This is a genomic window from Parafrankia sp. BMG5.11 (assembly GCF_004337455.1).
On the sequence record NZ_SJXI01000002.1, the window covers coordinates 1 to 25,747 of the forward strand.

General features: G+C 62.1%; 22 protein-coding genes and 1 pseudogene. 15 read left to right on the forward strand and 8 right to left on the reverse strand.

What is annotated here, in order from left to right; genetic code table 11:
• Positions 1-221 precede the first annotated feature (221 nt).
• Together E0504_RS02530 and E0504_RS02535 are read right to left on the reverse strand one after the other, a co-directional pair.
• Positions 222-908, reverse strand: coding sequence for a DsbA family protein (locus E0504_RS02530; protein WP_207912126.1), 687 nt, complete (start codon positions 906-908; stop codon positions 222-224).
• A 79-nt stretch (positions 909-987) separates the two neighbouring features.
• Positions 988-1,290, reverse strand: coding sequence for a DUF1153 domain-containing protein (locus E0504_RS02535; RefSeq protein ID WP_131621665.1), 303 nt, complete (start codon positions 1,288-1,290; stop codon positions 988-990).
• 460 nt (positions 1,291-1,750) lie between these two features.
• Here E0504_RS02535 and E0504_RS02540 point away from each other — a divergent pair, with 460 nt between their 5' ends.
• Positions 1,751-2,035, forward strand: a complete 285-nt coding sequence (locus tag E0504_RS02540) for a hypothetical protein (protein ID WP_131621667.1) — start codon at positions 1,751-1,753, stop codon at positions 2,033-2,035.
• A 1,766-nt stretch (positions 2,036-3,801) separates the two neighbouring features.
• Positions 3,802-5,007: a site-specific integrase gene (locus tag E0504_RS02545; protein WP_131621669.1), complete on the forward strand. Its 1,206-nt coding sequence runs from the start codon at positions 3,802-3,804 to the stop codon at positions 5,005-5,007.
• Here E0504_RS02545 and E0504_RS54015 read toward each other — a convergent pair.
• Positions 4,957-5,154 (reverse strand): DUF5818 domain-containing protein, encoded by a 198-nt coding sequence (locus E0504_RS54015; protein ID WP_235510491.1) that lies wholly within the window; start codon positions 5,152-5,154, stop codon positions 4,957-4,959. The genes E0504_RS02545 and E0504_RS54015 overlap by 51 nt on opposite strands.
• Positions 5,155-5,159: 5 nt before the next feature.
• Positions 5,160-5,744, reverse strand: a complete 585-nt coding sequence (locus tag E0504_RS02555) for a lytic transglycosylase domain-containing protein (protein WP_057883267.1) — start codon at positions 5,742-5,744, stop codon at positions 5,160-5,162.
• Positions 5,745-5,875: 131 nt separating this feature from the next.
• Here E0504_RS02555 and E0504_RS02560 point away from each other — a divergent pair, with 131 nt between their 5' ends.
• The 3 genes from E0504_RS02560 to E0504_RS02570 all read left to right on the forward strand — a co-directional run bounded on the left by E0504_RS02560 (position 5,876) and on the right by E0504_RS02570 (position 13,169).
• Positions 5,876-6,787, forward strand: coding sequence for a toprim domain-containing protein (locus E0504_RS02560; RefSeq protein WP_083495282.1), 912 nt, complete (start codon positions 5,876-5,878; stop codon positions 6,785-6,787).
• 71 nt (positions 6,788-6,858) lie between these two features.
• Positions 6,859-11,091 carry a strawberry notch family protein gene (locus E0504_RS02565; protein ID WP_131621671.1) on the forward strand — a complete coding sequence of 1,411 codons (4,233 nt, stop codon included), beginning with the start codon at positions 6,859-6,861 and terminating at the stop codon, positions 11,089-11,091.
• 104 nt (positions 11,092-11,195) lie between these two features.
• On the forward strand, positions 11,196-13,169 hold the full coding sequence (locus E0504_RS02570) for a ParB/RepB/Spo0J family partition protein (RefSeq protein ID WP_131621673.1): 1,974 nt from the start codon (positions 11,196-11,198) through the stop codon (positions 13,167-13,169).
• A gap of 250 nt (positions 13,170-13,419) precedes the next feature.
• On the opposite strand, the gene E0504_RS02575 is transcribed toward E0504_RS02570, so the two are convergent.
• Together E0504_RS02575 and E0504_RS02580 are read right to left on the reverse strand one after the other, a co-directional pair.
• A complete protein-coding gene (locus E0504_RS02575; protein WP_131621675.1) occupies positions 13,420-14,181 on the reverse strand; it encodes an MBL fold metallo-hydrolase in 762 nt (253 codons plus the stop codon).
• Positions 14,178-14,621, reverse strand: coding sequence for a beta-lactamase hydrolase domain-containing protein (locus E0504_RS02580; RefSeq protein ID WP_131621677.1), 444 nt, complete (start codon positions 14,619-14,621; stop codon positions 14,178-14,180). Before E0504_RS02580 ends, E0504_RS02575 begins: the two co-directional genes overlap by 4 nt.
• A gap of 501 nt (positions 14,622-15,122) precedes the next feature.
• Between E0504_RS02580 and E0504_RS02585 the strand changes: the two genes are divergently transcribed.
• Positions 15,123-17,627: a heavy metal translocating P-type ATPase gene (locus E0504_RS02585; RefSeq protein WP_131621679.1), complete on the forward strand. Its 2,505-nt coding sequence runs from the start codon at positions 15,123-15,125 to the stop codon at positions 17,625-17,627.
• Here the strand turns inward: E0504_RS02585 and E0504_RS02590 are convergent.
• Positions 17,619-18,161, reverse strand: coding sequence for an MAPEG family protein (locus E0504_RS02590; protein ID WP_131621681.1), 543 nt, complete (start codon positions 18,159-18,161; stop codon positions 17,619-17,621). The genes E0504_RS02585 and E0504_RS02590 overlap by 9 nt on opposite strands.
• 77 nt (positions 18,162-18,238) lie before the next feature.
• On the opposite strand from E0504_RS02590, the gene E0504_RS02595 reads away from it, so the two are divergent.
• The 3 genes from E0504_RS02595 (at position 18,239) to E0504_RS02605 (ending at position 21,840) form a co-directional block, all read left to right on the forward strand.
• Positions 18,239-19,060, forward strand: coding sequence for a universal stress protein (locus tag E0504_RS02595; RefSeq protein ID WP_131621683.1), 822 nt, complete (start codon positions 18,239-18,241; stop codon positions 19,058-19,060).
• Positions 19,061-20,000: 940 nt separating this feature from the next.
• Positions 20,001-20,357: a bleomycin resistance protein gene (locus tag E0504_RS51165; RefSeq protein WP_057883271.1), complete on the forward strand. Its 357-nt coding sequence runs from the start codon at positions 20,001-20,003 to the stop codon at positions 20,355-20,357.
• 142 nt (positions 20,358-20,499) lie between these two features.
• Positions 20,500-21,840: an NAD(P)/FAD-dependent oxidoreductase gene (locus E0504_RS02605; protein ID WP_131621685.1), complete on the forward strand. Its 1,341-nt coding sequence runs from the start codon at positions 20,500-20,502 to the stop codon at positions 21,838-21,840.
• Here the strand turns inward: E0504_RS02605 and E0504_RS02610 are convergent.
• Positions 21,837-22,241 (reverse strand): helix-turn-helix domain-containing protein, encoded by a 405-nt coding sequence (locus tag E0504_RS02610; protein WP_131621687.1) that lies wholly within the window; start codon positions 22,239-22,241, stop codon positions 21,837-21,839. The two genes, E0504_RS02605 and E0504_RS02610, sit on opposite strands and share 4 nt — an antisense overlap.
• 149 nt (positions 22,242-22,390) lie before the next feature.
• On the opposite strand from E0504_RS02610, the gene E0504_RS02615 reads away from it, so the two are divergent.
• From E0504_RS02615 to E0504_RS02640, 6 genes and pseudogenes are all read left to right on the forward strand, one after another.
• The gene (locus tag E0504_RS02615; protein ID WP_131621689.1) at positions 22,391-22,708 is read left to right on the forward strand and encodes a hypothetical protein; all 318 of its coding nucleotides are present in this window, start codon (positions 22,391-22,393) and stop codon (positions 22,706-22,708) included.
• Positions 22,708-22,935, forward strand: coding sequence for a GDCCVxC domain-containing (seleno)protein (locus E0504_RS53370; RefSeq protein ID WP_131621933.1), 228 nt, complete (start codon positions 22,708-22,710; stop codon positions 22,933-22,935). Before E0504_RS02615 ends, E0504_RS53370 begins: the two co-directional genes overlap by 1 nt.
• 193 nt (positions 22,936-23,128) lie before the next feature.
• On the forward strand, positions 23,129-24,064 hold the full coding sequence (locus E0504_RS02625) for an ArdC family protein (protein ID WP_131621691.1): 936 nt from the start codon (positions 23,129-23,131) through the stop codon (positions 24,062-24,064).
• Positions 24,065-24,076: 12 nt separating this feature from the next.
• Positions 24,077-24,487: pseudogene (locus E0504_RS02630) on the forward strand (hypothetical protein); the annotation flags it as partial.
• Between the two features lie 56 nt (positions 24,488-24,543).
• A complete protein-coding gene (locus E0504_RS02635; RefSeq protein ID WP_131621693.1) occupies positions 24,544-24,921 on the forward strand; it encodes an antitoxin Xre/MbcA/ParS toxin-binding domain-containing protein in 378 nt (125 codons plus the stop codon).
• The gene (locus E0504_RS02640; protein WP_057883277.1) at positions 24,893-25,621 is read left to right on the forward strand and encodes an RES family NAD+ phosphorylase; all 729 of its coding nucleotides are present in this window, start codon (positions 24,893-24,895) and stop codon (positions 25,619-25,621) included. The genes E0504_RS02635 and E0504_RS02640 overlap by 29 nt, the downstream gene beginning before the upstream one ends.
• The last annotated feature ends 126 nt before the right edge of the window (positions 25,622-25,747 follow it).

Genomic DNA, 25,747 nt, shown 5'->3' on the forward strand with positions numbered 1-25,747 from the left:
AGCGTCTCGTGCTGCCTAGCGGCTGATCGTTTTCCCAAGGTGAACGGCGACAAGAAATCTTCCCCCGAAGCGGGAGAAGTAGGTCAATCGGAACAGGCGGTGCTCAAGGAGTCAGATTGGGAATAAAACGGCATCGCTCTTATGAAGCCATTTATAGCCCCCGGGAAATGATCGCTGGTTAACCTCGCGGGTTCTGGTGGCGAGCAGCCGCTAGCGCTTCTCTAAAGACGATTGGCGCGCGCCTGAGCGAAGGCCCGAAGAAACTCGCGCTTTGTAAGCGCTCCCTCGATGAGGAAAGGGCCAATGAGATAACCGGGGGTGCCCTGCAAGCCGAGGCTGAAAGCCTCCTGCCGGTTCTGAGCTAACCGGGTAGCGATCGAGTGTTTGTGGCGAGCTAGGTCCACCTGGAGCTGCCGCCAACTGCCGCCTTCACGTTCGACCACCTGACGCAGGGCAGCCTCATCGAAGCTGCGCGAGCTCATCAATGAATGATGGACGGAAGCGTAAATACCTTGGTGCTGCGATGCCAAAGCGACTTCCGCGGCCCGCTCCGAGCGCGCGCCAAAGATCGGCCAGTCCTTGTAGACGATCCGAACATTGCCGTCCTGAGCGACTGCGGCCTGCATGGCTGGGTTCGACTTACGACAGGCAGGACACTGGTAATCCGTGAACACCACCAGCGTCACATCGGCAGCGCCTTTGAGAGCATGAAGTGACCCCTTTCCGCGCAAGATCTGACCTGCGGCAGCGGTATCGCTGACGTCATGGCCAATCGGACGGGCGCTCTGAAGCAAATGTGACGCCGCCGCCCCCGCAACGACGAGCACTAACAAACTAAGCAGCTGCTTCCAGGTCATTGGAACACTCTGCAGGCGCAGAAGTGATGAGCCAAGCTGGATGTCCTTCACGTCTGTCTGCTGACCGTCAGCTTCGGGACGCGCTCACGACGATCTTGAGGGACAGGAAGGGCTCACTCCGGAGAACATATCAACCATACCTGAGTCGTCGCTCGTAGAGGTCGCGATAGTGTTGGGTTCGGGTGACCCGGAGCCCTTGCATGCCCGAGCGGTCAACAGCGCGCTGCCATGAGTTGAACTCCTCAAGGCTGAGGTGGTAGCGTTCAATCACGTCATCGATCGTCAGCAGACCGCCGTTCACCGCCGCCACGACCTCGGCCTTGCGTCGTATGACCCATCGCTTGGTGTCGCGGGGAGGCAGATCATCCATGCCCAAAGGCTCGCCCAGCGGGCCAATCACCTGAGCTGCACGAATTTTCTGATTCTCGATCATGGGTCCTCGCTGCCTCCTGGCGCCGAGTTCTTCCCTTAGAAGCCGCTACTTTGCTCATGCTGAAACACTGAGGTTAATCCCGAGTGTCCAGTCGAACAGGCAAGATGGTCGCGGACTGAATATCTCTAGCGCGGCCAAAGTAAGAACGAAGCCGGCCGTTAAAGCGATCGCTCCACCAGAATGCAGACGCGCTCCCTAGAGCGGCCGCTTTGAGCTCGTTTGCAGACCATCCGCTGACGGCGGCGCACGCACAAGCTGCCCGATAAGCAACCATTTGATACGGTCTCGGCTCGTCGGTGTGCAGCGGTTTCTACCGACCCAGTTGAGGCGAAATTGGCTGTCGTGTTGAAGCAGCTGACCCGGCCGCAGGTTTAGGGGGCACCCTTCGGTAGAATCATTTGTACCAATAAGGACTCAGTTAGTCTCGTTAGTCATCATGAGCTAACCCGTTACTGGAACAATGCTTGTACTTTTGCAGTTTATGTACAATCATCCGCACAAAGAGCAGGAGAAAACAATGAGCGTTCGTGAATTGGTTTTGCTTGGAGCCGCAGCATCCTTGGCAGCTACTCCGGTCGCGGCTCAATCCATCAATAGTCCTGTCGAGCGTGCAAGCGCCCAAGCGAGCGACGAGAGCGAGCTTGCAGGCCGCATCGGCCCGGCCCTGATCATCGTCGCTCTCGCGGCTGCCGGCATGCTCTTTCTACTCCTCACCGATGATGATGACGATGCAGTCAGCGCTTGAGGTTCATTAGGTTTCGTCCGGGGGAGGAGGGCCTCGCTTCGGCGAGGCCCTTTTCGTTTTGATCTAATGGCTCTCAGCGAACGCCGCAAATATCTTCGGTCGCCCGCGGTTAGATCACTGGTGCCTCACTCGTCGAGGTAAATGCGACCAAAGAAATCCCCCGCCGAAGCGGGGGCTAGTTGATCGGGTCTTGGCGCACCGGACGGGAGGGGGGGTGTGGGGTGCGCCCTTGTGCAACCCTAATGCGCGGGCCGCTCCAACAGTTCCCGACTATCACAAGCGATTGATCGGGATCCGGCGAGGTATCCGAAAGCTCGCCGCAACTTGGGTCCGCGGATCCTACAACTGGTGAAGAAGCGGGATCGGCGCGTCCGTCGTCTGCAATGGGTCGCTTGCTGCCGGTCCGCTCTCAGGCACCAGCAGCAAAGGCGTCAACGTCGGGCAGTGGGTGGAGAGCGGTAGCAAACTCTGCTGTCGCTTCTCGAAGAGCTCTTCTGACTGCTGTCAAACTAGCTTGTCCGGCGGGAGAATTTCCGAAGAACTTGCGAAGCCATGTCGAGCGTCTGCAGTTTCGTCCCGAACCGCGCTACAGTCGCGGGATCATCTGCGAGTGCGTCTGCAAGAGCATCCACCGCTTGGGCTAGCCGCTCCAAGTCTGACGAGCCTAGTCCTTGTGAGATGGAGCGCTCATCTGCGCCTAAGGGCACAGCACCAGCCTTGACCTGCTGCACTACCCGATCGACGCGTTGCTGCCCAGTGTTCCCGCCGGGCGTCCAGTCGCCTACCTCAACGCGGCCGTCGAACCGCACTCCTGCCTTGCCAGCGAAGCACCACGCTATTTGTCCTCGGACCGAAGACGCACCACGCGAGAGGTGCAACTGCTCTCCGACTGCTGGCAGCACGGGACCTTCGATCAGTGCGCCGCTAGGAGACATGTTGCGGATCTTTACCTGGCCGGAGGCGCTCGCCGAGGAGAGCACCGCCAACACAAACATGTTGGTGCGCTGCTCAACCCGGCTATTCTCGTCTCTTTGATCCATAACTTCCGCTGAAAGCATGGCCTACCTTGCCGAAGTATGGTTTTCATTCCGTGTTCTCGATGTGCGTATATTCCCGTAGTAGCGGCGTTCAGAACACGCGTGAGGTCGCCTGATGCTCTCCGCTTCTAATAGCGCTGCCTGAAGGCGGATGTGGCATAGAATGGGGCCCCAGAGAATGTCCGCTATGGTTCGTTTGCGGAATCGCAGCTTACGGCGCTGCGTTACCAATAGCGTCCAGTCCGCTGTCGGCCCAGTAGCGGACAAGCCCCTCAACGTCGTTGGCGTTCACACCGACCAGCGTTCGATCATCACAATCGGAGCTACTGACGAGAATGAGTTTGAAATTTTCTCGGGCCGGTAATTGACGGTAAAACTGAAGGCCGGGGGTATACCGTACAAGGTACCGTGCAGTGAACGGCATGCTCAGCCGCTCTCAGTGAGTTATTCGTCTGACACACTAGCCCTAACGTGCGCTTCCTTAGGGGCAGTCTTAGCGTTCCCATCAATAGTAAGGCTTAATCCTCTCGAATTTAATGAGATTACGCGCAGGTTCGAATCCCACCCTCTCCGCCAATTACCAATTCCCTATACTTCCCGGATTGTCTCTAAAAGCGGCGGATTTCCGCCATTTTCTGGCTTGCTGTCATCTCAGTTGTTCTCTATATGTTTCACGACATCTCCCGCATGGTGTGGGGAAGAATGTGGGGAAAGGAGTGTGGCGGACGCATGGGAGGCCTAACCGCAATCAAGGTTAGAAACCTCAAGGATGCCGGACGCTATTCCGACGGCAGCGGGTTGATCCTTGTCCTCAACCAGTCGGGCAAGGCTAGCTGGATCGTGCGTGTGCAGAATGCCGGACGCCGAAGGGATATAGGAATCGGCTCCTATCCTGAAATTTCATTGGGCGAGGCGCGCGAGACCGCTGCGGATGTGCGCCGACAGGCCAAGGCCGGGATCGACGTGATCGCCGAGCGCAAGAAGGAAAAGAACGTCATTCCCACCTTCCGCGGCGCCGCCGTGAGAGTCCACGAAGAGCACAAGGCCAGTTGGAAGAACGGCAAGCATCAGGCCCAATGGTTGGCGACGTTGCAGACCTATGTATTTCCTCACATTGGCGAGCGGCTCGTCTCGGAGATCGAAGGCCCGGCAATTCGTGATGCCCTAGCACCAATCTGGCTCGCTAAGCCGGAAACCGCCCGCCGGGTTCGGCAGCGAATAGGCACGATCCTCGACTGGTCCTATGCGAAGGGTTATCGGACTACCGAAGCACCAATGCGCTCAATCGCGAAGGGATTGCCAAGGCAGCCCAGGAAGTCGGGCCATTTTGCGGCGATGCCTTTTGAAGAGGTCCCTGCGTTTCTCGCGAAGTTGCGTAGCCGCACCTCAATCGGCCGCTTGGCCTTGGAGTACCTGATCCTCAACGCTTCGCGCTCGGGCGAGGTGCGGGGGGCATGTTGGTCGGAGATCGATCTCAAGGCAGCGGTTTGGACGATTCCTGCCGAGCGCATGAAAATTAACCGCGAGCATCATGTTCCACTTACGCCCCAAGCCCTGGATGTCCTTGAAAGAGCCCAGGTATTCCGCTGTGAGGCGAGCGACCTTGTCTTCCCTGGGCAACGACCGAAGCTTCCGATGTCCGACATGACATTGCTGAAGATCGTGCGTGACATGGATCTCGATTGCACCGTCCACGGCTTTCGCTCCTCGTTTCGCGATTGGGTCGCCGAGGAAACTGATTATCAGGGAGAAGTGGCAGAGGCGGCTCTCGCCCACACAATTTCGAACAAGGTTGAAGCCGCGTATCGGCGAACCGATTTCTTCGCGAAGCGCAAGAACCTGATGCGGGATTGGGCGGATTTCTGTTTAAGCAGGGAGCAAAGGTCAATGGGCCGGAGAACCGATCCAGGCGGCCCGCAGCCGATCGAGTCCTGAAACTACGCCTTCGGCAATGATGTCGTTACCCACAAGAGCGCTATCGGGTGCGCAATCTTCGAGGATCCAACGTTCACCTGCATCGGTAATGACCGCGAATCCGCGGGGAGTGTGTTCAAGGCGTCCGGTGATGCGTTTGCGATTCATGTCGATTAATTTGTGTATGCCATCCAACGACCGAGAACGTTGCGCACATAACCCGGCGTCTCGCGATTCCTTGGAATCCCGCCTGCCTTCCTCACGGCGCCGGGTCCAGCGTTGTATGCGGCAAGGGCGAGATGTACCGATCCGAACCGATCTAGCATCTGCCTGAGGTAGCGCGCACCACCCTCGATATTCTCCCTCGGATCATGCCGGTTTGCGACGCCGAGTTCGCGGGCGGTGGCCGGCATCAGTTGGGCCAGACCTGCCGCCCCTGCGGGACTGACCGCAAGCGGGTTGAACCGGGACTCCGCCCAGATCAGAGCCTGAAGAAGCCGCGGCGGTAGCCGATACCTTAACTCGGCGTCGCGGATGAGCGGCAGGTAGATCGCTTCCCGATAGCCGGAAACGACTGCGCGAAACGCAAGTGTACTTTCCGTCGAGCGCGGACTGCTTTCGCTGCCCAAGCTTTCCGCACTGGGCCCAACCGACGCTCCATAGTCGTGATCGAAAATTCGAAATTCCTGAGCGATTGCTCCTTCGGCAGCCGTCAGGCTCGCTGCACAGATCAAGCCTGCAATGAACCGGCTTACCATTTCGCGTTCTCCTCGATTACTCCGAATCACAAGAGAACATAAAAAGAACATCAACCTGTAGGAAAGCGATTAAACACCGCAAAGAGGAGAGGCAGCGCTGGGGACGCGAGCAGACGATACGGAGTCTTCCGATGCAGGTCCGAAGTGAAGGTCAGAACACACAATCCCTCGAAGCAACTGCTCGCCAGCTCTGCAAAAGCCGCGGCGGGCGCTGGTCCGGTTCCAAGGGCATGGCCCGGTGCCCGGCTCACGATGATCGCACTCCCTCGCTCGGCGTCACGCTGGGCCGACGTGCTATCCTGTTCCATTGCTTTGCCGGGTGCGACCAAGCGAGCGTGATTGACGCTTTCAGAAGGGAGGGGCTTTCGCCCGCGCAGCTGTTCGGCGGCCTTCCGCCGAATGCCGGAGAATCGACGGTTGAGCGGTTGCCCTCGCGGGGTGCGCTCCGGACATGGCATGGCGCCTCGCCCCTGAACGACAGCCCGGCCAAAGCTTATCTCGAAGCGCGGGGTATCACGGCTGTCTCGCCCGCGCTGCGCTTCAACTCCCGAACGCCTCTAGGGCCCAAAGGCCGCGCGCAATTCATTCCAGCAATGATTGCAGCCGTCAGCCTCGACGAAGGGCCAATCGCTATTCACCGAACATTTCTCGATGCGGAGGCGCCCAGCCTCGCTGCATTCGACGGCCCGAAGCGTGCACTCGGTGCGCTCCGATCAGCCGCCGTGCGACTGTTCCCTGCGATCGATGGAGTGCTGGGCATCGCCGAAGGTGTTGAAAGCGCGCTCTCAGCTCGCGCACTCACCGGCGTCCCGTGCTGGGCAACGCTTGGTAATGAGCGCTTTGCGCTCGTCTCGATCCCCGAGAGTGTCACCGAGCTCCATCTCTTTGTCGATTACGATGCAGGCGGCCAAGTGGCGGTGGAACGCGCGCTCCAGAGCCATGCGCTCGAAGGCCGGACCATCCATGTCCGGCGTCCTTCAAGGCGCGACACCGACTGGAACGACGAACTGGTGAACTGGCTCGCCCGCAAGCGGGCTTCGTAGAGAAGAGAAAGCTTTGGCCTCGTGATCGGCAGAAGGCTTCGTGCCCGATGCCTCCATCAGGAGGACCAACAATGCTTCAGTTCGAACTTTTAGAACCCGATGCTGAACCTCGTGCCCAGCCCTTGGCGGTGACGATCGGCGAACGGATAGCCTCTCGTCTGGCCGACGGCTGCCATCTTACGCGTAGCTCCATTTCTGCGCTCTTTGCCGAAGAGACCGGGATCCAGACCTGGGGGACGGGTTGGTCCATCGACGACTACAACGATGCGATCGAGATCGGCGCGCTCGTGTGGCTGAAGTCTCACGGCTGGATTACGCTCGGTACCGCGATTCATGAAGCGGACGCGCGCTTTGAATGGCTCGAAACCGCCTTGCCTCCCCGCCATGTGCGTAGCGAAGGTCAGATCGAGCTGCAGCAGTTCTCGACCCCGCCCATGCTGTCCTGGCTCATGGCGCGAGCGGCTCAGCTTCGCTCATCCGATCATGCCCTCGAGCCTTCGGCCGGCAACGGCGCACTTGCCCTATGGCCGGCCATTCAAGGCTCCGACCTCACGCTCAACGAGATCGATCCTGCTCGCCGACAGTCACTTGCCCATCTGTTTTCCGACGCAGCAGTGACCGCTCACGACGGTGAGGTCATCGAACATCTCCTGACCCACAGGCCGCCAACCGTCGTCCTCATGAATCCGCCGTTTGCGCGCAGTCGCGAACGCGGGGCCAGTGCGGCAACGGCGTTGCGCCATCTTCGCAGCGCGCTCCGACTCTCGAAGAGAGGCGCACGGCTCGTCGCGATCATGCCGGAAGGATTCGATGCTTCTCGCTTCGCCAGCTCGTTGAGCGATGCCAGCCTGCGGCTCGATGTGCGCATCACCGGCGCGTTTCGCAGGAACGGCACAGGCATTCCCGTGCGCATGGTGGTGTTCGACAAAACCGTCGTCGACCAGCCGGTGGTCACTGCGGAAGCGGACGATTTGTCCGATCTGGCAACGCTGATCGGCCAACTCCCGCCGCGCACTCGCGATACTCCGGAAATTCCCGTGCTGACCGCGCGGCCCGCGACCGGCACTTTGAGAAAGCCAGCGAACGCCCGGCCCGCGGCTCCGTTTGGAACTCGCCCTGCACCTGGCGAGCCGTTCGAAGAGCTCGGCTATGTGACGCTCGATGAGCCCGCGCCCGTCCCGGAGCAGACAGGGATCTATCTTCCCTATCGCCCGAGCCGGGTTCAGATCGGAGGCGCGCCCGTCCATCCGACGCCGCTTGTGGAATCCATCGCGATGGGGTCGGTCGCGGCTCCGAAACCCACCGTGCGCCCAAAGATGCCCGCCGACTGGCGAACACGCGAACTGCTTTCCGAAGCCCAACTCGAAACGCTCGTCTATGCCTGCGAGGCGTTTTCGCACGATCTGCCAGGGCGCTTCCGAGCCACTCAGGAAGGAACCACGCTCGAGCAGGCGGATGATGGAGCCCGTTATCGCCAGGGCTTTTTTCTCGGCGACGGCACCGGAGCGGGAAAGGGGCGGCAGATTGCGTCGGTGATCATGGATCGCTGGCTTGACGGCGAACGCCGACACATCTGGATTACCAAGAATGAGGCGCTGCTCGAGGATGCCCGCCGCGACTGGGAAGCACTCGGCGGCATGCGCCTCGACATTCAGCCACTCTCCAGTTGGAAGCTGGGAGTACCGGTTTGTTGGTCCCAGGGCATCCTCTTCATTACCTATCCGACGCTTCGCTCGGGTCGCGCAGACGATACGCGGCTTGACCAGATCCTCGCTTGGACTGGCGATGATTTCGACGGCGTGATCGCGTTCGATGAGGCCCACGCGATGGCCAACGCCATAGGCAGCCGTAATGCGCGCGGCGCTTCCAAAGGCTCCGAACAGGGCATGGCTGGACTAAGACTGCAGAACCGGCTTCCTCGCGCCCGGATCCTCTACGCCTCGGCTACCGGCGCTTCGGACATTTCCAACCTCGGATATGCGACCCGCCTCGGCTTGTGGGGGGCCGAAACCGCTTTCCCGACACATGAGGCGTTCACGACCGAAATCCGGGCAGGCGGTGTCGCGGCGATGGAGCTCGTCGCCAGGGATCTAAAGGCTCAGGGCCTCTACCTTTCCCGCGCTTTGTCATTCGCGGGAGTCGAGTACGAAATCCTCGAGCACCGTCTGACCGATGCGCAGATCGCCATCTACGATGCTTATGCCGAAGCCTGGGCAATCATTCATCGCAATCTCGACGAGGCGCTTCAGGCGACGCGGATAGTCGATGAGGACAGCGGCGACACACTCAACCGCAACGCTAAGGCTGCTGCGCTGTCCATTTTCGAAGGCACCAAGCAGCGGTTCTTTGCGCAGCTCCTGCTCTCAATGAAACTCCCGAGCCTAGTTCCCGCGATGGAGGAGTCGCTCGCGACCGGCCACTCGGTCGTCGTGCAGCTGGTCTCGACCGCCGAGGCGATGCTCGACCGCCGCTTGGCCGATCTCACTCCCGAGGAACGCGAAGCGCTCGATATCGACCTCTCGCCGCGCGAGTATGTCATCGACTATCTCGCAAAGAGCTTCCCCACTCGCCTGATGCAGATCTTCACCGACGAAGACGGCAATCTGCGCTCCGAACCGATGAGCAACGACGATGGCAATCCGGTCATGTGTCCACGCGCCGTCGCCGCGCGCGATGCGCTGATCGAACAGCTCTGCGCCCTGCCGCCGATCGCAACCGCGCTCGATGCGATCATCGAACACTTCGGAACCAGCATCGTCGCCGAAGTTACGGGCAGGACGAGACGGCTGGTCCTGGGGCGGGACGGACAGCAGCGGCTCGAACGCCGCGGCGGGTCTGCCAATGTTGCCGAGGCTCAGGCCTTCATGGATGGCGCCAAGCGCATCCTTGTCTTTTCCGACGCCGGCGGGACGGGCCGGTCCTATCACGCCGACCTCAATTGCCAGAACCGGCAGCGGCGCGTGCATTTCCTGCTTGAGCCGGGGTGGCGCGCCGACAATGCGATCCAGGGCCTGGGGCGGACCAACCGCACCAACCAGGCTTCGGCGCCGCTGTTTCGTCCCGTGACCACCGATGTGAAGGGTGAGCGGAGGTTCATCTCGACGATCGCGCGGCGGCTCGACAGCCTCGGCGCGCTCACCCGCGGACAGCGGCAAACGGGTGGACAGAACCTGTTCGATCCGGCCGATAATCTGGAAAGCGATTACGCCAGAGACGCGCTGACCCGCTGGTTCCACCTGCTATACGACGGCAAGCTCGAGGCGACGAGTTTCGCCCATTTCGTGCGCCAGACCGGCCTACGGCTCGAAGGTCCCGAGGGCGGTCTTACAGACGACCTGCCCTCGATCCAGCGCTGGCTCAACCGCGTGCTCGCGCTGCCGATCGGGATGCAGAATGCGATCTTTGACGAGTACCTTGCCCTCATCGAAGCGCGCATCGAAGCTGCGCGAGAAGCGGGAACACTCGATCTCGGGCTCGAAACGGTCAAGGTCGACAGCTGTCGAGTTATCTCGGATCAGATCCTTCGGACCGACCCGTTGACCGGCGCCGAAACCCGCCTCCTCTCGCTGGAGATCGAGCGGCACTTGCGGCCACTGCGCTTCGGGCGGCTCGCGCGGCTGCATGACATTGACTCGCCTGGTGCCATACCACTCCACAACGCCCGTTCGGGCCGGGTGGCTCTCAGCGTTCCCGCGCGCCGTTTGATTGCCGACGACGGCAGTGTGATCGAGCGGCGGCGTCTGCTGCGACCGCTCAAATCCGACAACTGGACCCGCGAGGCGCTCGCCGAAAGCGCCTGGGAGGCCATCGATTCGGCTTCGTTCGAACGTCTCTGGCGCGCCGAAGAGATCGAAGCCGCCAAGGAGCCGGTCCGCGAACGCGTGCACCTTGCAACCGGGCTGCTACTCCCGGTCTGGAAGCGCCTGCCCGACGATCACGTGCGCGTGACCCGTATCGTCTCGGCCGACGGAACCTCCATCATCGGCCGCGAGGTGGCGGCCGCGGATATCGCCAAGGTGTCGCAGACCTTCGGCCTCGGCAACCCGGTCTTGCCTACTCCCGGCGAACTGGCCGCTCTCGTCCTCTCGAGCGGCACCGCACAGTCCTTGCAGAGCCATGATCCGCTGACGGTCAAGCGCAGTCTCGTCGGCGGCGAGCAGCGCATCGAGCTGACTGGCTTCGCGCCCGACCGGCTCGACTGGTACAAGGCCAAGGGCTGCTTCTCCGAGATCATCCGCTACCGGACGCGCCTGTTCGTGCCTGTGGCCAATGGGCCGGCCATTCTCGAAGCGCTTGTTCCCTGATCAGTGGCAGTACGTCCCACAGCAGAGAGAAGAGAGTGCCTTGGGCTGGCGAACCTTGTGGGATGCACCCGCACCGGTTCGTTCAATCCATCAGGAGACGATCGATGATCCAGTCTATTCCCTTGAAGAAGCTCGTCCCGAGCCCCCGCAACGTCCGGAAAGTAAGCGATGCTACCGCCGATGCCCAGCTCAAGGCCGATATCGCCGCTCGCGGCCTTCTCCAGAATCTGGTCGTGCGCAAGGCGACGCGCGGCAAGTTCGAAGTCGAGGCCGGCGGCCGGCGGCTTGCCGCATTGCATTCGCTTGCCGAGGACGCCGCAATTCCCACAACCCACGAAGTGACCTGCCTCGTCATCGAAGGCGACGAATGCGAAGTGCGCGAAGCAAGCCTGGCCGAGAACTTCCAGCGCCTGGCCATGAATCCCGCTGACGAAGCGCAGGCCTTCGCCGCAATCATCGAAGCGGGCGCCACCACGGAGGACGTCGCCCGGCGCTTCGGCCTGACCGTCCGCTTCGTCGAGGGCCGACTGCGGCTCGCTTCGCTTGCGCCGTGCGTCTTCGAAGCGCTGGTGGAAGGCGCGATCACCCTCGACATGGCCAAGGCCTATGGCGCGGTCTCGGATACCGAGCGGCAAGCTCATGTCTTCGCCGAGCTGCAGGACGCCTGGTATCAGGTCACGCCCGACACGATCCGGCGAATGGTGCTGGACGCGACCGTGCGCGGCAGCGACCCGCGCGCGATCCTGGTTGGCCGCGAGGCCTATCTTCAAGCCGGCGGGCGGATCGAGCGCGAGCTTTTCGACGACGATGCCAGCGAGAGCTGGGTCGATATCGCGCTGCTCGAGGGTCTCGCTCAAAAGAAAATGGAGGAGGCAGCGAGCGTCAAAGCGCGGGAACTCGGCCTAGCGTGGGTCCGTCCGACACTCGGGGCCTATGTCTGCCACGATCTGATCGAGGGGCTCAGCCGCCTTTCCGCCGAGCCGGCCCCGCTGAATGAAGCGGAAGCCGAGGAACTTTCGATACTCGAGGCAGACTACGACCGTGAAGCGGCAGTCCTCGAGGACGAGGACAGCAGCGAGGAGGAGGTCGCCAGAGCCGAGGAGCAACTGGCACGCATCGATCGGGCCATGCGAGCGCTCAACGATCGCCCGCCGGTGCTTGCCGAAGATCTGAAGGAAGAAGCGGGGGCGTTCCTGGTCCTGTCGCGCGGTGGCGAGCCGACCCTTGTTCCGCAGTACTACACCGCAAGCGAGGTAGCACAGTCCGATGAGGGCATCATCGAGGCCGTCGAAGATGGCGGTGATGCGTCGAGTAAGCCTGCAACTTATTCGCAGCGACTGCTCGACGAACTTGCGATGCAGCGCCGTGATGTGCTTGCCGTCCATCTTGCCAACGACCCCGGCCTGGCTCTCGACGTCATGATCTTCACGCTGGCTGATGCCGATGGTCACGACTGGCGCGCCAAAAAGGCGCTCACGATCTCTGGGCCGGCGGCGAGCGGCCCGGTCTCGGGATTTGAAGCCAAGGATGCTCCGGCGAGTGCGGCGCTGGCAGAGTTCACTGGTTCGCTCGACGAAAGCTGGCGCGCCGGCGCCTCGGAAGTTGAGCGCTTCGTAGCGTTCCGAGGACTTCCCGACGAAGCACGGAGCCTCTGGCTCGGCTTCGTGGTCGCGCGTACGCTCATTGCCAGCCTCAATACCGACGGTGAGCGCGGACGCCCGCTCCACGACGCGTTGGGCAGTTTGCTCGAGATCGAGATGGCGCACTGGTGGAGGCCGACAGCTGCAAACTTCTTCGATCGCGTGCCGAAAGCGCGCATCCTCGAAGCCTTCGATGCCGTGGGCGGACCTGAGCTTGTCAGCCGCTACGCTGGTTCGAAGAAAGCCGATCTCGCCTCCGCTGCCGAACGCATCTTTTCGGGCGAGTTCATCGGCGAGGCGGACGTCAAGGCGCAGGCTCTGGCCTGGGTTCCGGCAGTCATGCGTTTCGGCACTCTCAAGGGAGAAGCCGCCGAAAACGAGGAAACGTCTGGTCAGCCCGAAGACGCCAGCGACCAGTTGACCGAGAAAGCCGCCTGACCCTCCTGACAGGTCGGCTTGCACGGTTGGCGGCCCGTCCATTCCGGACGGGCCGCCTTGAGTTGTTTTGGCTGGAATTGGGCCTCGGGTTGCATGACAGGTCTCGGTGACCGCCGTCGCCTCCTTGCGCGCAAGGTCCAGCAGTTGGGAGATTCGCCGCTTCTTGGAGGCGAAGTTGTACTCGACGGCGGACTGGCTGCTGTTTGCCCATCAACGCAGTCAGCAGCGAAACTCGCAGAGTCGTGGGCTCTTAGCTCGGCCAACCCTGTGGAGACTTGCCGCCGATCCGATGAAGCTGTTCCACGGCATCTTCGGGGCAGTCGCCGCATTTGCGATTGGCTGGGACCGCCACGTCGATTTTCTTCGGGTACGGGAGGTCGAGATTGGTCATGATTTCCTCGAACTCTTCGAAGGGAATCGCGTCGTTCAGCCGCGGATTGCGTTCGCGCTCCTGAGCCACGGTGGACACGTGTCGGTGCTGATAATCGTGCGCGGGATAGACAAGAGTGTCCGGAGGCAAGGTAAAGATTTTCTCGTGAACCGAGCGGAAGAGCGCAGCCGTGTCACCGTTTTGAAAGTCCGTTCGGCCGCAGCCATCGATTAGCAACGCATCCCCGGTAAATACCCTAGGCTGTCCGCCATGATCCAGAAGATAGCAATGATGCGTCTCCGTGTGCCCCGGAGTGAAGAGGGGACGAAAGCTCAAGTCGCCGAGATTTAGCGGCCGATCCTCCGCAACGCCGATATCCGCGCAAGGGAGATCGTCCTGCGCAGGGTAAGCGACCTTGCAGCCTGTGAGCGCTCGCAACCGGCAAGCAGAGGTGATGTGGTCGGCATGGATGTGGGTGTCGAGCGTGTAGGCAAGCCTTAAGCCGAGGTCCTTTATAGTTTGAAGATCGCGATCGACCGTCTCCATCACCGGATCGAGCAACAGGGCCTCGCCGGTGTCCTGCCAGCCGAATAGGTAAGTGTAGGTCGAGGATTCCGGCTCGAACAGTTGTCGGAAGATCATGACCGCGCTCCACGTTCGATCAGGGGCTGGAGATCGGCCTCGCTGAATTTGAGCCCAGCGGCTTGCGCCTTCGCGGCAGCTTTGCTTGCGCTTGCATCATGCCGATAGGCCCAATCGGCTAGCGCCATGAGGCTCGCGCGCTTGCCACTGGCGCAATGAATGGCGATGGGCGCCGGCAGTTGTTCCAGTTCGGCGCTGATGATCGAGGCGGTTCCTGCGTTAAGGTCCGAGGGCGTCACTGGGAAACTCCGGTAGGCAAGTCCGCTCCTGTTCGCCTCCTCACCTTCGGTGTCCGGAGCCAAGACTTCGCCGGCTTCTCCGGGTGCGCGCAGGTTCACAACGGACCGCATGCCGGCGCGTGAGAGATCTCTCACATCCGCTTCGTTCGGTGGCCGTGTGAAAATGTGGAGCCTTTCGTCGAGTTCGATCAGGCCATCCATTTATCTGCTCCTCCAATCGCGTGCCCCGAGACGAGTTGTCAGCGGCGAAGAACATGGCGTCGCCTTCGGGCATGGTCTCTGGTTTGAATCGGATAGACGCGTTCGAGGTTCCCTCGACAGCGTATCCCCTCCGATTGAACATCAGACCATGTCCCGGCCGAGCAAGGCAGCCGAAACATCTTCAGGCTCAGGACTTATTGATGGGTCCAGAAAATGGTCGCAGTTCTCGACGAGGCGGAGTTGTCGATAGAGGTACCGTTGCACGGGAGGACGCTTTGCGGTTCGACTTTCATGCGGTGCAGCGTGCGACCAACGCCAAGCCCAACCAGTCTCCGTCGCAGCCGTAAGGCGCTCACCCCTGCAGCGCGTCGAACATCGACGCGGCAACTGCTGGCTACTCGTCGTCTCGGTAGCTAACGACTGGTGGTTTCGCATTTCGATGCAAACTGTCGCGCTCCGCACGTTGTGCGCCTTTTCTGAAACAGCCAAAGGGGAACGACCATGGCGGAAAAAACCAAGCTCGACCTCCCTGTCCTTCTTCCTGACATCCCCGATGCCGCCGACGCTTGCGTCGTGCGCCTCCTGGCCCGCCTTAAGGAACGCGACGGTATCAGCGATGCGCACGTCGCGCCTGCACAGGATGGCCAGCCTGCCAATTTGTGCATCCACTACGATCCCGAGGTTCTGCCGCTCTCGCGCATTACGGAGCTCGCGACGAGCGCCGGCGCGCGCATCACTTCCCGCTTCGGCCACGCTCTGCTCGATCTTCCCGGCCCGACGCATCAGCGCCACGCACGTCTTCTCGGCGACCGGCTACGCAGCCTGCCCGGTGTCATCGAAGCGGAAGTCAGCGCGGCCGGCAAGGCACGCGTCGAGTTCGATCACGACAGCATCACCCTCGAGCAGATCCAGGCCGCGCTCGCCGACAGGGCTGTTCCACCTCCGGCAACTGGTGCGGGCGACCATGCCGGCCACGATCACGCGCCCGGAGAGCGTGATCATGGCGAGGAGGGCCACCAACATGACCATGGCGGCATCTTCGGCGCCAATACGGAGTTGGTCTTCGCGCTCGTTTGCGGAGCCTTGCTCGGCCTTGGCTTCGCCGCCGAGAAGCTGATTGCGGGCGCGCCGGATTGGTTGCCGCTTGCCTGCTATCTCGCCGCCTATGCTTTCGGCGGCGTGTTCACGGTGCGCGAGGCAGTCGAGAACCTGAGGCGCAAGCGTTTCGAGATCGATACGCTGATGCTGGTCGCCGCCGCGGGTGCCGCGGCGCTGGGTGCCTGGGCCGAGGGCGCGTTGCTCCTGTTCCTGTTCAGCCTGGGCCACGCGCTCGAACATTATGCGATGGGCCGCGCCAAGCGGGCGATCGAGGCGCTCGCCGAGCTCGCCCCGAAGACCGCCGTCGTGCGACGTGGCGGCGGGACCGAGGAGGTCCCGGTGGACGCACTGGTCGTCGGCGATGTCGTCCTGGCCAAGCCCAATGAGCGGCTACCTGCCGACGGCTTCGTGACGAAGGGCGACAGCAGCATCAACCAGGCGCCGGTCACCGGCGAGAGCATGCCCGTCGACAAGCGCGCCGTTGCCGACCGCGAGGCGGCGCGTACGAACCCGGAAGGGATCGATGCGGCGCATCGGGTCTTCGCCGGAACGATCAACGGCAGCGGCGCTATCGAGGTCGAGGTCACTCGCCTGGCGAGCGACAGCGCGCTGGCCAAGGTGGTCAAGCTGGTGAGCGAGGCGGAGACGCAGAAGTCGCCGACCCAGCGCTTCACCGACCGGTTCGAGAGGATCTTCGTGCCGGCAGTGCTGGTTCTCGCGGTGCTGCTGCTGTTCGCCGGGGTCGTGATTGACGAACCCTTCCGCGACAGCTTCTACCGCACCATGGCAGTGCTGGTGGCGGCGAGCCCCTGTGCGCTTGCCATCGCCACGCCCAGCGCGGTCCTGTCGGGCGTCGCGCGCGCGGCGCGCGGCGGCGTGCTCGTCAAGGGCGGCGGGCCGCTTGAGAATCTCGGCTCTCTGACCGCGATCGCGTTCGACAAGACCGGAACTCTCACCATGGGCGAGCCGCGCATCACGGATCTCGTGCCGATGCCCGGCGCGTCGGAAAGCGAACTTCTGACCACCGCCGTCGCGGTCGAGGCGCTGAGCGATCATCCGCTCGCCGCGGCAATTGTCAAGGACGGCACAGCGCGGCTCGGCGATACGACGGTGGCCCCCGCATCGGACCTCGAGAGCCTGACCGGGCGGGGCGTGCGCGCGACCCTCGACGGCGATACAGTGCTGATCGGCAAGGCCGAGATGTTCGGCAGCGATGGGGTGGCGCCACTTTCCCCCGAGGCGGCGGCGGCGATCGAGCAACTGCGCAACAACGGACGCACCACAATGGTCGTGCGACGCGGCGCTCGTGATCTCGGTGTCATTGGGCTGCTCGACACGCCGCGCGAGGCGGCGCGGCAGACCTTGGTGGTCTTGCGGTCGCTCGGGATGACGCGGATGATCATGATCTCCGGCGACAACCAGAGAGTTGCCGAGGCGATCGCGCGTGAGGTCGGGCTCGATGAGGCTTGGGGCGACCTGATGCCGGAGGACAAGGTCGAGGCGATCAAGAAGCTCAGCGCCGAGGGCAAAGTCGCAATGGTCGGCGACGGCGTCAACGATGCCCCGGCGATGGCGCGCGCAACCGTCGGGATAGCGATGGGCGCAGCGGGCTCGGATGTCGCGCTCGAGACAGCCGACGTTGCCCTGATGGCGGACGACCTATCGCACCTTCCATTCGCCGTGGGGCTCAGCAGGCGCACCCGCTCGATCATCCGCCAGAACGTGTTCGTCAGCCTGGGGGTGGTAGCTATTCTCGTGCCCGCAACGATCTTCGGGCTTGGCATCGGACCCGCGGTCGCGATGCACGAAGGCTCCACTCTTCTCGTGGTGACCAATGCGCTCCGGCTGCTCGCTTATCGAGACCCGAGATCGCGCGGCGAGCCAGTTCCCACCTCAGTGTCAGGTTGACGCAAGGAGCCAGACGCTAAGCCCATAGAGGAACAAGGTTGGAATGACGGTGGTCACGACCCCGAAAGCTCGTCCGCCTGCGCCGTGCGGATAGCCGATCATGAACGTGACGCGGCCGACGGCGAACAGGACCACACTCGCCGGGAGAAACGCGAGCGCGGGACCGGTTGCCAGCGTTGCAAACGCCAGATGGCTTCCTACCGCGACAAACGCCTGCTCGAGCGTGTTCTGCAGAAACGCTACCTTGACGGCGATGGCCGGGCTCGGCGGGCCGAACGCAGAGCCGCGATTGTCCGCGGCGGAACGAAAGCGCCCGCTCGATACCCGCTGCACGCCGATCAAGACCCACAGGAATACGAAGATGTCGGCCTGAATGGCGAACGCAAGACGTTGCGCCAACCCCTCGGGGAAGCGCATCACCAACGGGAGCAGCTGATAGGCGGCCGCCAAGCTGCCTGAGCAGAAGGCCATCGCCAGCGCAGCGCGGGCCATCACCTTTCGCTGCTCCGACTTCAATTCGACTGCGCCGATCATGCCGTCCGATTGTTTTGCAGGATTGTCCGTACATTGCAATTTGGCCGAACGGCATCGGGAGTGCTACCGTACCCGCCATGAAGAACAAGGAACCCGGGAGCTTCCGCGAGATCGTCGTCGATGCCTGTCCGAGTGGCGACGTGCATCGAACGCTGGAGCACGCCTGCGAAATGGCCGTCGAGTTCGGCGCCAGCCTGTCCGTCGTCTCCTTCGCCTGGCCGCGCAGTTCCATCGTGGGCGACGTACTGGCCGCGAGCGCTCTTTCCGCGCACGAGCAAACGCGCGCGATGGAAGAGGCTCTTCGAGGCACGCGCAGTGCTTTCGACGCGGTGCTTTCCGGAACAGCAGTGGAAGCAGAGTGGTGTTCCGCCATAATCGAGCCATCCGCGGCGTTGCGAGAGCATCTTCTTACCGCCGATCTGCTTATCACCAGCGCCGATGACGAAGGAGCCTGTGTGTCGCCGGATCCGGCCGAACTCATTCTAGCATCGGGAACGCCCGTCCTTCGTCTTGGCAAAGGGATCACAACCCACCGCTTCCCGAAAATTATCGTCGCGTGGAAGGATTCCTCGCAAGCTCGCCGGGCCGCTCATGACGCCTTGCCCTTCCTGCAGCGCGCGGACAGTGTAACTGTGGTTGGCGTAGGGGACGAAGTGTCCAGCGACCGACTGGCAGCCGTCTCAAGGCATTTGCGCCGCCATGAGGTTGCGGCCAAACACGTTCATGTTTCGCGCCGAGGAAACGCTGCAATTGATTTGCTCGACCAAGCGGAACGTGAGGAGGCAACCCTAATCGTTGCTGGCGTTTATAGCCGCACTCCATTCGCAGAGCGCATGCTCGGCGGCGTAACTGCCGAATTGATAAAGAATACCGAAACATCCTGGTTCATGGGTCACTAAGCGATCTTCGGAATCGGCACATACCTGCCTTGGGAATTACCTCGCACCAAGTGTTGCCTGAGGAATCCTCCACGCCGAAAGACCTAAGGGCCCCGTGGTACACGGATCGGCGCATTCGCGATTCGCGTGGCAGTGGCCAGATGCCTGCCCTGAATGTGGAGCGAAGTACTTGAAGCGGCCGCCGTATGAGTCCCCTTGGCCACGGACCACCCGACCCACCACGCCGGAGTAGTCAGAGCGGCTGAGGACGGAAAGCGGCGGCGAACGTCGGTATTTGACGCACCGCGCTGACAAACATAACATATGCGTGTCGCCGTTCGCGCTACCTTAGTAAGGCTTTAGGCCGCCGCTCACTGCTACTGACCGCCGCATCTGTGGGTAGACGCTGTTGCTTACGGCGCGAGGTGGCCGTTAACGGACCGCTCGCTCCGGGTCTTCTGTAAACGGGAGCGGACCATCCGCTTCGGACGATTCGCTTCCGCGGACTGAAGCTCAGCGCTAGCTCACGGTGCAATCGGCTCAACTAATCGCGGCCACATTGGCGAAGAAGAAGCAAATTGCGAACCCAGGCGGCTCCCGTGTGCGTGGCTTCGCGCCAATCGCCATTGTCGGAGGTGAAGCAGCAGGCGTTGGCCTGGGTTCCGGCCGTCATGCGTTTCGGCACTCCAAGGGAAGAACCCATCGACAACGATGAAACGTCTGCTGGGTCGGAGGACGCTGGCAACGAACTGACCGAGCAAGCTGCCTGAACCTCCTGACAGGTGGTTTTGCGCGGTTGGCGGCCCGTCCATTCCGGACGGGCCGCCTTTAGTCGTTTTGACCAAGTCTGAACCGTCAGTCGTTCTACCTAGTGGATGAGACGTCTTCGCTAGATATTCAGCAGGAACGCCGTTGCGAACGTCTGCCTGGAGCTCCATGATGAGCAGCGAGGGGATGCGAGATCGATCACGCTACAGCCAACCTGCCGTCGAGGGATTTTGAGGTCACCTCAAAATTTTTCGCCAAGTTGGGGTTCGGGCAGGACTGGCGGGATGACGGCTGGATGATCTTGAAGCGTGACAGCATGATACTGGAGTTCTTCCCACATCCAGACCTGAACCCAGCCGAAAGCTGGTTCAGTTGCTGTCTTCGGCTTGATGACGTGGCCGCGTTTTACTCGGTTTGTTTAGACGCTGGAGTGCCAGAGCAATGTTGGGGTCACCCCCGGGCTCAGCCCCCGCAGCAGGAAGATGGCGGTCTCCTGATCGGAGCCCTGATCGATCCGGACGGAACCCTCATTCGCCTTATCCAAAACTGATTGCCGCGCCGGCCTTCGAGCTCACCCGCAATCAACGAGCGCAATGAATGTCAACGGGGTCGACACCGCAGCGCACGGCCGTTGATCCCCTTGGGGAACCTGTATCAGCTACAGCATCGTTCTCCTCTTGAGGAGCGCGCAAATGGACTACGATTTGATAATCATCGGCACGGGCACGGCGGCAATGGTCGCAGCGATGCGGGTCCGCGATGCAGGTTGGACGGTTGCTGTCATCGACGAGAAGCCGTTTGGCGGCACCTGCGCCTTGCGCGGTTGCGACCCCAAGAAGATGCTCGTCTCGGGCGCGGAGGTCATCGATGCGGAGCGCCGGATGAGCGGACACGGCGTCGACGGTGATTTGCGGATCGACTGGCCGGAATTGATCGGTTTCAAGCGCACCTTTACCGATCCCGTGCCGGAGAAGCACGAGCACCGCTACCGCGATAAGGGCATCGACACTTTTCACGGTGCGGCCAAGTTCACCGGCCCGAACTCACTCAAGGTCGATGCAGCAGAGTTAAGCGGCCGTCATGTTCTGATCGCCTCGGGCGCCGCTCCCGTGCCGCTCGGGATCGCAGGTGAGGATCATCTGGTCGACAACGAGTTCTTCCTGGCCATGGAGCAACTGCCACGGCGGATCGTCCTGGTCGGCGGCGGCTACATTGCAGCGGAGTTTTCCAACATTGCGGCACGCGCTGGCGCTAAGGTGACGGTGATCCAGCGCGGTTCGCGCATGCTGACGCATTTCGAGCCGGAGCTCGTCGGCTGGTTGACGGAGTCGTTCGACAGTATCGGGGTGCAAGTCCTGACCGATACGACTGTCGTTGCGATCGAGCGCAAAGACAGCGGATTTGTCGTGCATGGCGAAAGGGGCGACGACAGGATCGCTGTGGAGGCCGACCTGGTCGTTCACGCCGCCGGCCGTACCCCTGCACTCGACCGTCTGAACCTCGTAGCCGCCGACGTTGCTGTCGCTCAAGGTCGGCTCAAACTCAACGAGTACCTGCAAAGCGTGACAAACCCGGCAGTATATGCGGCCGGCGATGCTGCCCAGCAGGGACCGCCGCTGACGCCTGTTTCGAGCCATGATGCGAAGGTCGTCGCGGGCAACCTGCTCGAAGGCAACCAGCGAACGCTGGACTATCGGGGCGTGCCGAGTGTCGCCTTTACGCTTCCGCCGATTGCAGCTGTGGGCATGGGCGAGGACGAGGCGCGCAGATCGGGAGCGCAATTCCGGTTGAAATGCGAGCGCGCTTCGCGCTGGTACACGGCGCGGCGGCTTGCCGAGCCGGTCTACGGATACAAGACGCTGGTCGAGGAAGGCACGGGTCGAATTCTGGGTGCGCACCTCGTCGGTCCTCACGCGGACGAGGTCATCAACATCTTCGCCCTGGCTATCCGGCACAACCTCACCGCCAATGATCTGAAGAGCACCATGTTTGCTTATCCTACCGGGGCATCGGACGTAGGCTACATGCTCTAGGGGGAAACGCCATCCAGCATGTCGATGACCGGACAGTCGGGCACGTGCCCACCCGAACAGCGCTCGACCGTCGAGGCGAGCAGCCGCTCCAGTCGCTCGAGGTCCGCCATTTTGCGCCTGACCTGGTCCAGATGATGAACCGCGATTTCGCGAACTTCGTCGCAGCACGCCTCTTCGGGGCCGCCCAGTTCAAGGATGGCGCGCACTTCGCCAGGCGTGAAGCCAAGCTCCCTCGCCCGCTTTATAAAGCTCAGGGCCCTGACATGCTGGTCGGTAAAGACCCTGTGGCCGCCTTCGGTTCGGTCGGGCTCGGTGAGGAGGCCAACTCTTTCGAAGTAGCGAATTGTCTCGATATGCACGCCTGTGCGGCGGGCGAGTTGGCCTATCGAAAGACCGCCCACGCAGAAACTCCTTGATCCTGTAGCGACTACAGGTGGCACATAGCGCCGAATCGCGCTGGAGACGAGACCTGACTGATCGAAGTGCCCCTTCCGTTATCCGACTGCAGAGACCCGAGCGAGGCGTCGCTGCCGTGGGAACGGCGGCCAGCTTGACCGCCCTGTTCTCTGCTGCTGCGTGCTGCGTGCTTCCTCTTGCGCTCGCCGGACTAGGGATCGGAGCAGCCGGTTTCGCTGTATTCGTCCCTTACCACTGGCCGATGACAATTATCGCCTCGGTTCTGATCATTGCGGGGTGGATGCTCTACCTGCGCAAGCATCGCGCTTGCTCTGCTGATGCGGACTGCGCTGTGCCGGCGCCAAGTCGAGCCACGCTGGCGATGCTCGTGGGTGCGACGGTGATCGTCGGTATCAGCGCGTTGTGGGGTTTCATCGAGCAGCCGCTGATGCGCGTGCTGAGCGGCGCGTGATGCAGACCACCTCTACCATCACATGTCCCAAGTGCGCGGGTACCTCAGTCGAAACAATGCCGACCGATGCCTGCTGGTTTTTCTACGACTGCCGCCATTGCGGCGTGAAGCTCAGACCGCTTTCGGGCGATTGCTGCGTCTTCTGCTCCTTCGCAGATGTTCCGTGTCCGCCGATCCAGGAAGCTCAACAGTCTGGTTCGCCGTCCGGATGCTGCGGAGCTGGATAGCAGATATTCCCCGCGCCGCTCCGCTCGAGACGGAGGACGCCGGCCGCACCTATGCGACTCATGGGCGAGATCTACGGTCTCTCCGCACTATTCGTCGCAGAGCGCAAAGCTGACACGACGTCCAGATGAGAGGAAAGAAGGCTTCTTCTGATTGCCACGGGACAACCTCGTTCCGGCAATCGGGAGACACCTCATGTCCAAGTTCAAACGCCGCAGCGGCGGGCAATCCCCTGCTGCGCAAATCACCTCTGTGATTATCGAGAAACTCGAGCTGGGAACCACACCATGGGTAAAGCCATGGCGCGGGGTTCCGGTATCACGACCCCTGCGCAGTTGCGGCACGCCCTACCGGGGCATGAACACCTTCTGGCTCTGGATGATCGCCGATGCTGCCGGGTTCCTGTCGCCCTACTGGATGACGTACCAGCAGTGCCAGAAGCTCGGTGGGCAGGTTCGCAAGGGCGAGAAATCGACGATCGCGATCTTCTACAAGAGCTACGACAAGCAGGTGGAGCGCGAAGATGGCGAAGATGGCACCGAGAAGCGGCGTGTCCTGAAGGCCTATGCGGTCTTCAACGCCGACCAGTGCAATGACTTGCCCGAAATGTATCGTGCCAAGCATGAACTCGAACCAGTCGAACCTGCCGGGCGGGAAGAGCGGCTCGACACCTTCTTTTCAGATGTGGGCGCCGACCTTCGGCATCAGGGGGCCGAAGCCTACTACGAGCCTGTCCTGGACAGGATTACGATGCCGCCGGCGACGCTGTTCGATGGCTACGATCACTACTACGCAACGCTGGCGCACGAACTCTCGCACTGGACCGGGCATGGCTCTCGCCTCAGCCGGAATCTCAAGAATCGCTTTGGAAGCGAGTCCTACGCGGCCGAGGAACTGGTGGCGGAGTTGTCTGCCGCGATCCTGGGCGCCGAACTCGGCCTGCCGGTCGCGCATCTCGATCATCATGCAAGCTACATCGCGCATTGGCTCGAGCTTCTAAAATCCGACGATCGCGCCATCCTGACCGCGGCTGCCAAAGCAGAAGAGGCTGCGAGCCTCATCCTGAGACTGGGAGGGCGTTCGGGTGCGGGGAGCGAGGCTGCGACAGCCGATCCCGCCGAAGCGGCCTGAAGGGCGTGCATGATGGGACGCTCTGTCAGCTATCCGCCCGGCGCGATCGTCGCCTTCCGCACTCTGGAGATCGAACGCGAGGATGATTGGGAATGGGAATACGAGTGTCTGGTCGAGGAAATCATCGAGACTGCGCGCAGCACCTTTCCTTCTCTTGAACCCTCCGACGGGTGGCGCGGCCGCGAAGACCGCATCCTGCTGCGCAACGCCTTTGCCGATTGCGGGATCTCTACCTATTGCGGCCTTGTCGCCATCTGGCTCGTCGAGCGCGACGACGGTGGGTACTGGGATGCCGATGCCTATCACCCGCGATCCGGGCGGGCACAGCGCTGGCTTTCACAGGTAGCGAGCCGCTTTGAAGCGATATTCGGTGAGCTACGCATAATTGGGCGGTTTTCGAATGGCGAGGCCATCTTTGAGCGCAGGACTGTTCAAATGAGTAGTTTGGTGCTATATCATGCACATGAAAGGATGCGCCGATGGCAACGAGAGCCGCTGAAGTCGAGGAGGGAGATGGCAAGACCCTGACCACCGCAATCGCCAGAATTGCGGAGTTCTGGGGCCTGACCAATGCCAAGCTTGGTGCGGTTCTCGGGCTGTCTCAGGCCACCATCTCGCGCTTGCGCGCGGGCAAATCCGAGCTCGATCCGGCCAGCAAGTCGTTCGAAGCCGGCCAGTTTCTGTTGCGCCTGTTCCGCTCGCTCGACGCGCTGCTCGGGAGCGACGATCTGGCTGCGCGAGCCTGGCTCGCGACCCCAAATCTTGACCTCGAGGCGCGGCCCCTTGAGCTGATCGACAGCTTCAAGGGTCTCATGACGGTTTGCGACTATGTGGACGCCCACCGCGCTCGCGTCTGAGCTGCGCCGCTACCGCAGGACCGTCTGGCGCGTGGTCGAAGCGCAGCACCGAATCTCGACCAACCGGCTCGCCGCCAATCTCGCTGGCCAGAAGCGGCTCGAGGAGCTCGCCGATGCAGCCAAGCCGGATCTGCCCAAGTCAGCGCGCGGTCTTCATTACCTGCTCGCCTCGCCCTTTCGCTATGGCCACGGCGTGGCCAGCCGCTTTCGGCGTGCGAACGAGCGGCCCGGCATCTTCTATTCCAGCGAAAGCGAGCAGACCGCGATCACCGAGACCGCCTACTGGCGGCTCCGTTTCATCAGCCGCTCACCGGGCTTTCTTCCGGGCAACCGGACGAGCGAACACCTGAGCTTCTCCGTTCCTGTCTCGATTGCCCGGCTGCTCGATACCACGCGGCCGCCGCTGTCGCGCGAAAGCGAACGCTGGATCGACCCGGCCGACTATTCGGCGTGTCAGGATCTCGCCGAAGCTGCTCGTGCCGCGGGTGGACAGGCGATCCGCTCGCCTTCGGCGCGCGACCCGCAGGGGATCAATCTCGCGTTGTTCGATCCCGCGTGCTTTGCCAGGGCCGAGCCCGATCACGGACGCGGCTGGCACCTGCGCCTCGAAGGCCGGCGACTCATTGCACTGGCTGCGTTTCCTTCCGGCGAGGTGCTGGAATTCACGGCCGAGCGGTTCGGACTGCCTTCGCTCGGCTGAAGCTCGACTCGCGTAGTCCCTCTTTGCGCGGCCTGCCGGAGTCTGATTTCCTGCCTGTCCTGTTCGCTCGCGCGGGCCCTGGACCGGTCCGGTTCCGCCGCAACCCGCGCAAGGCTGCGGCCCGTG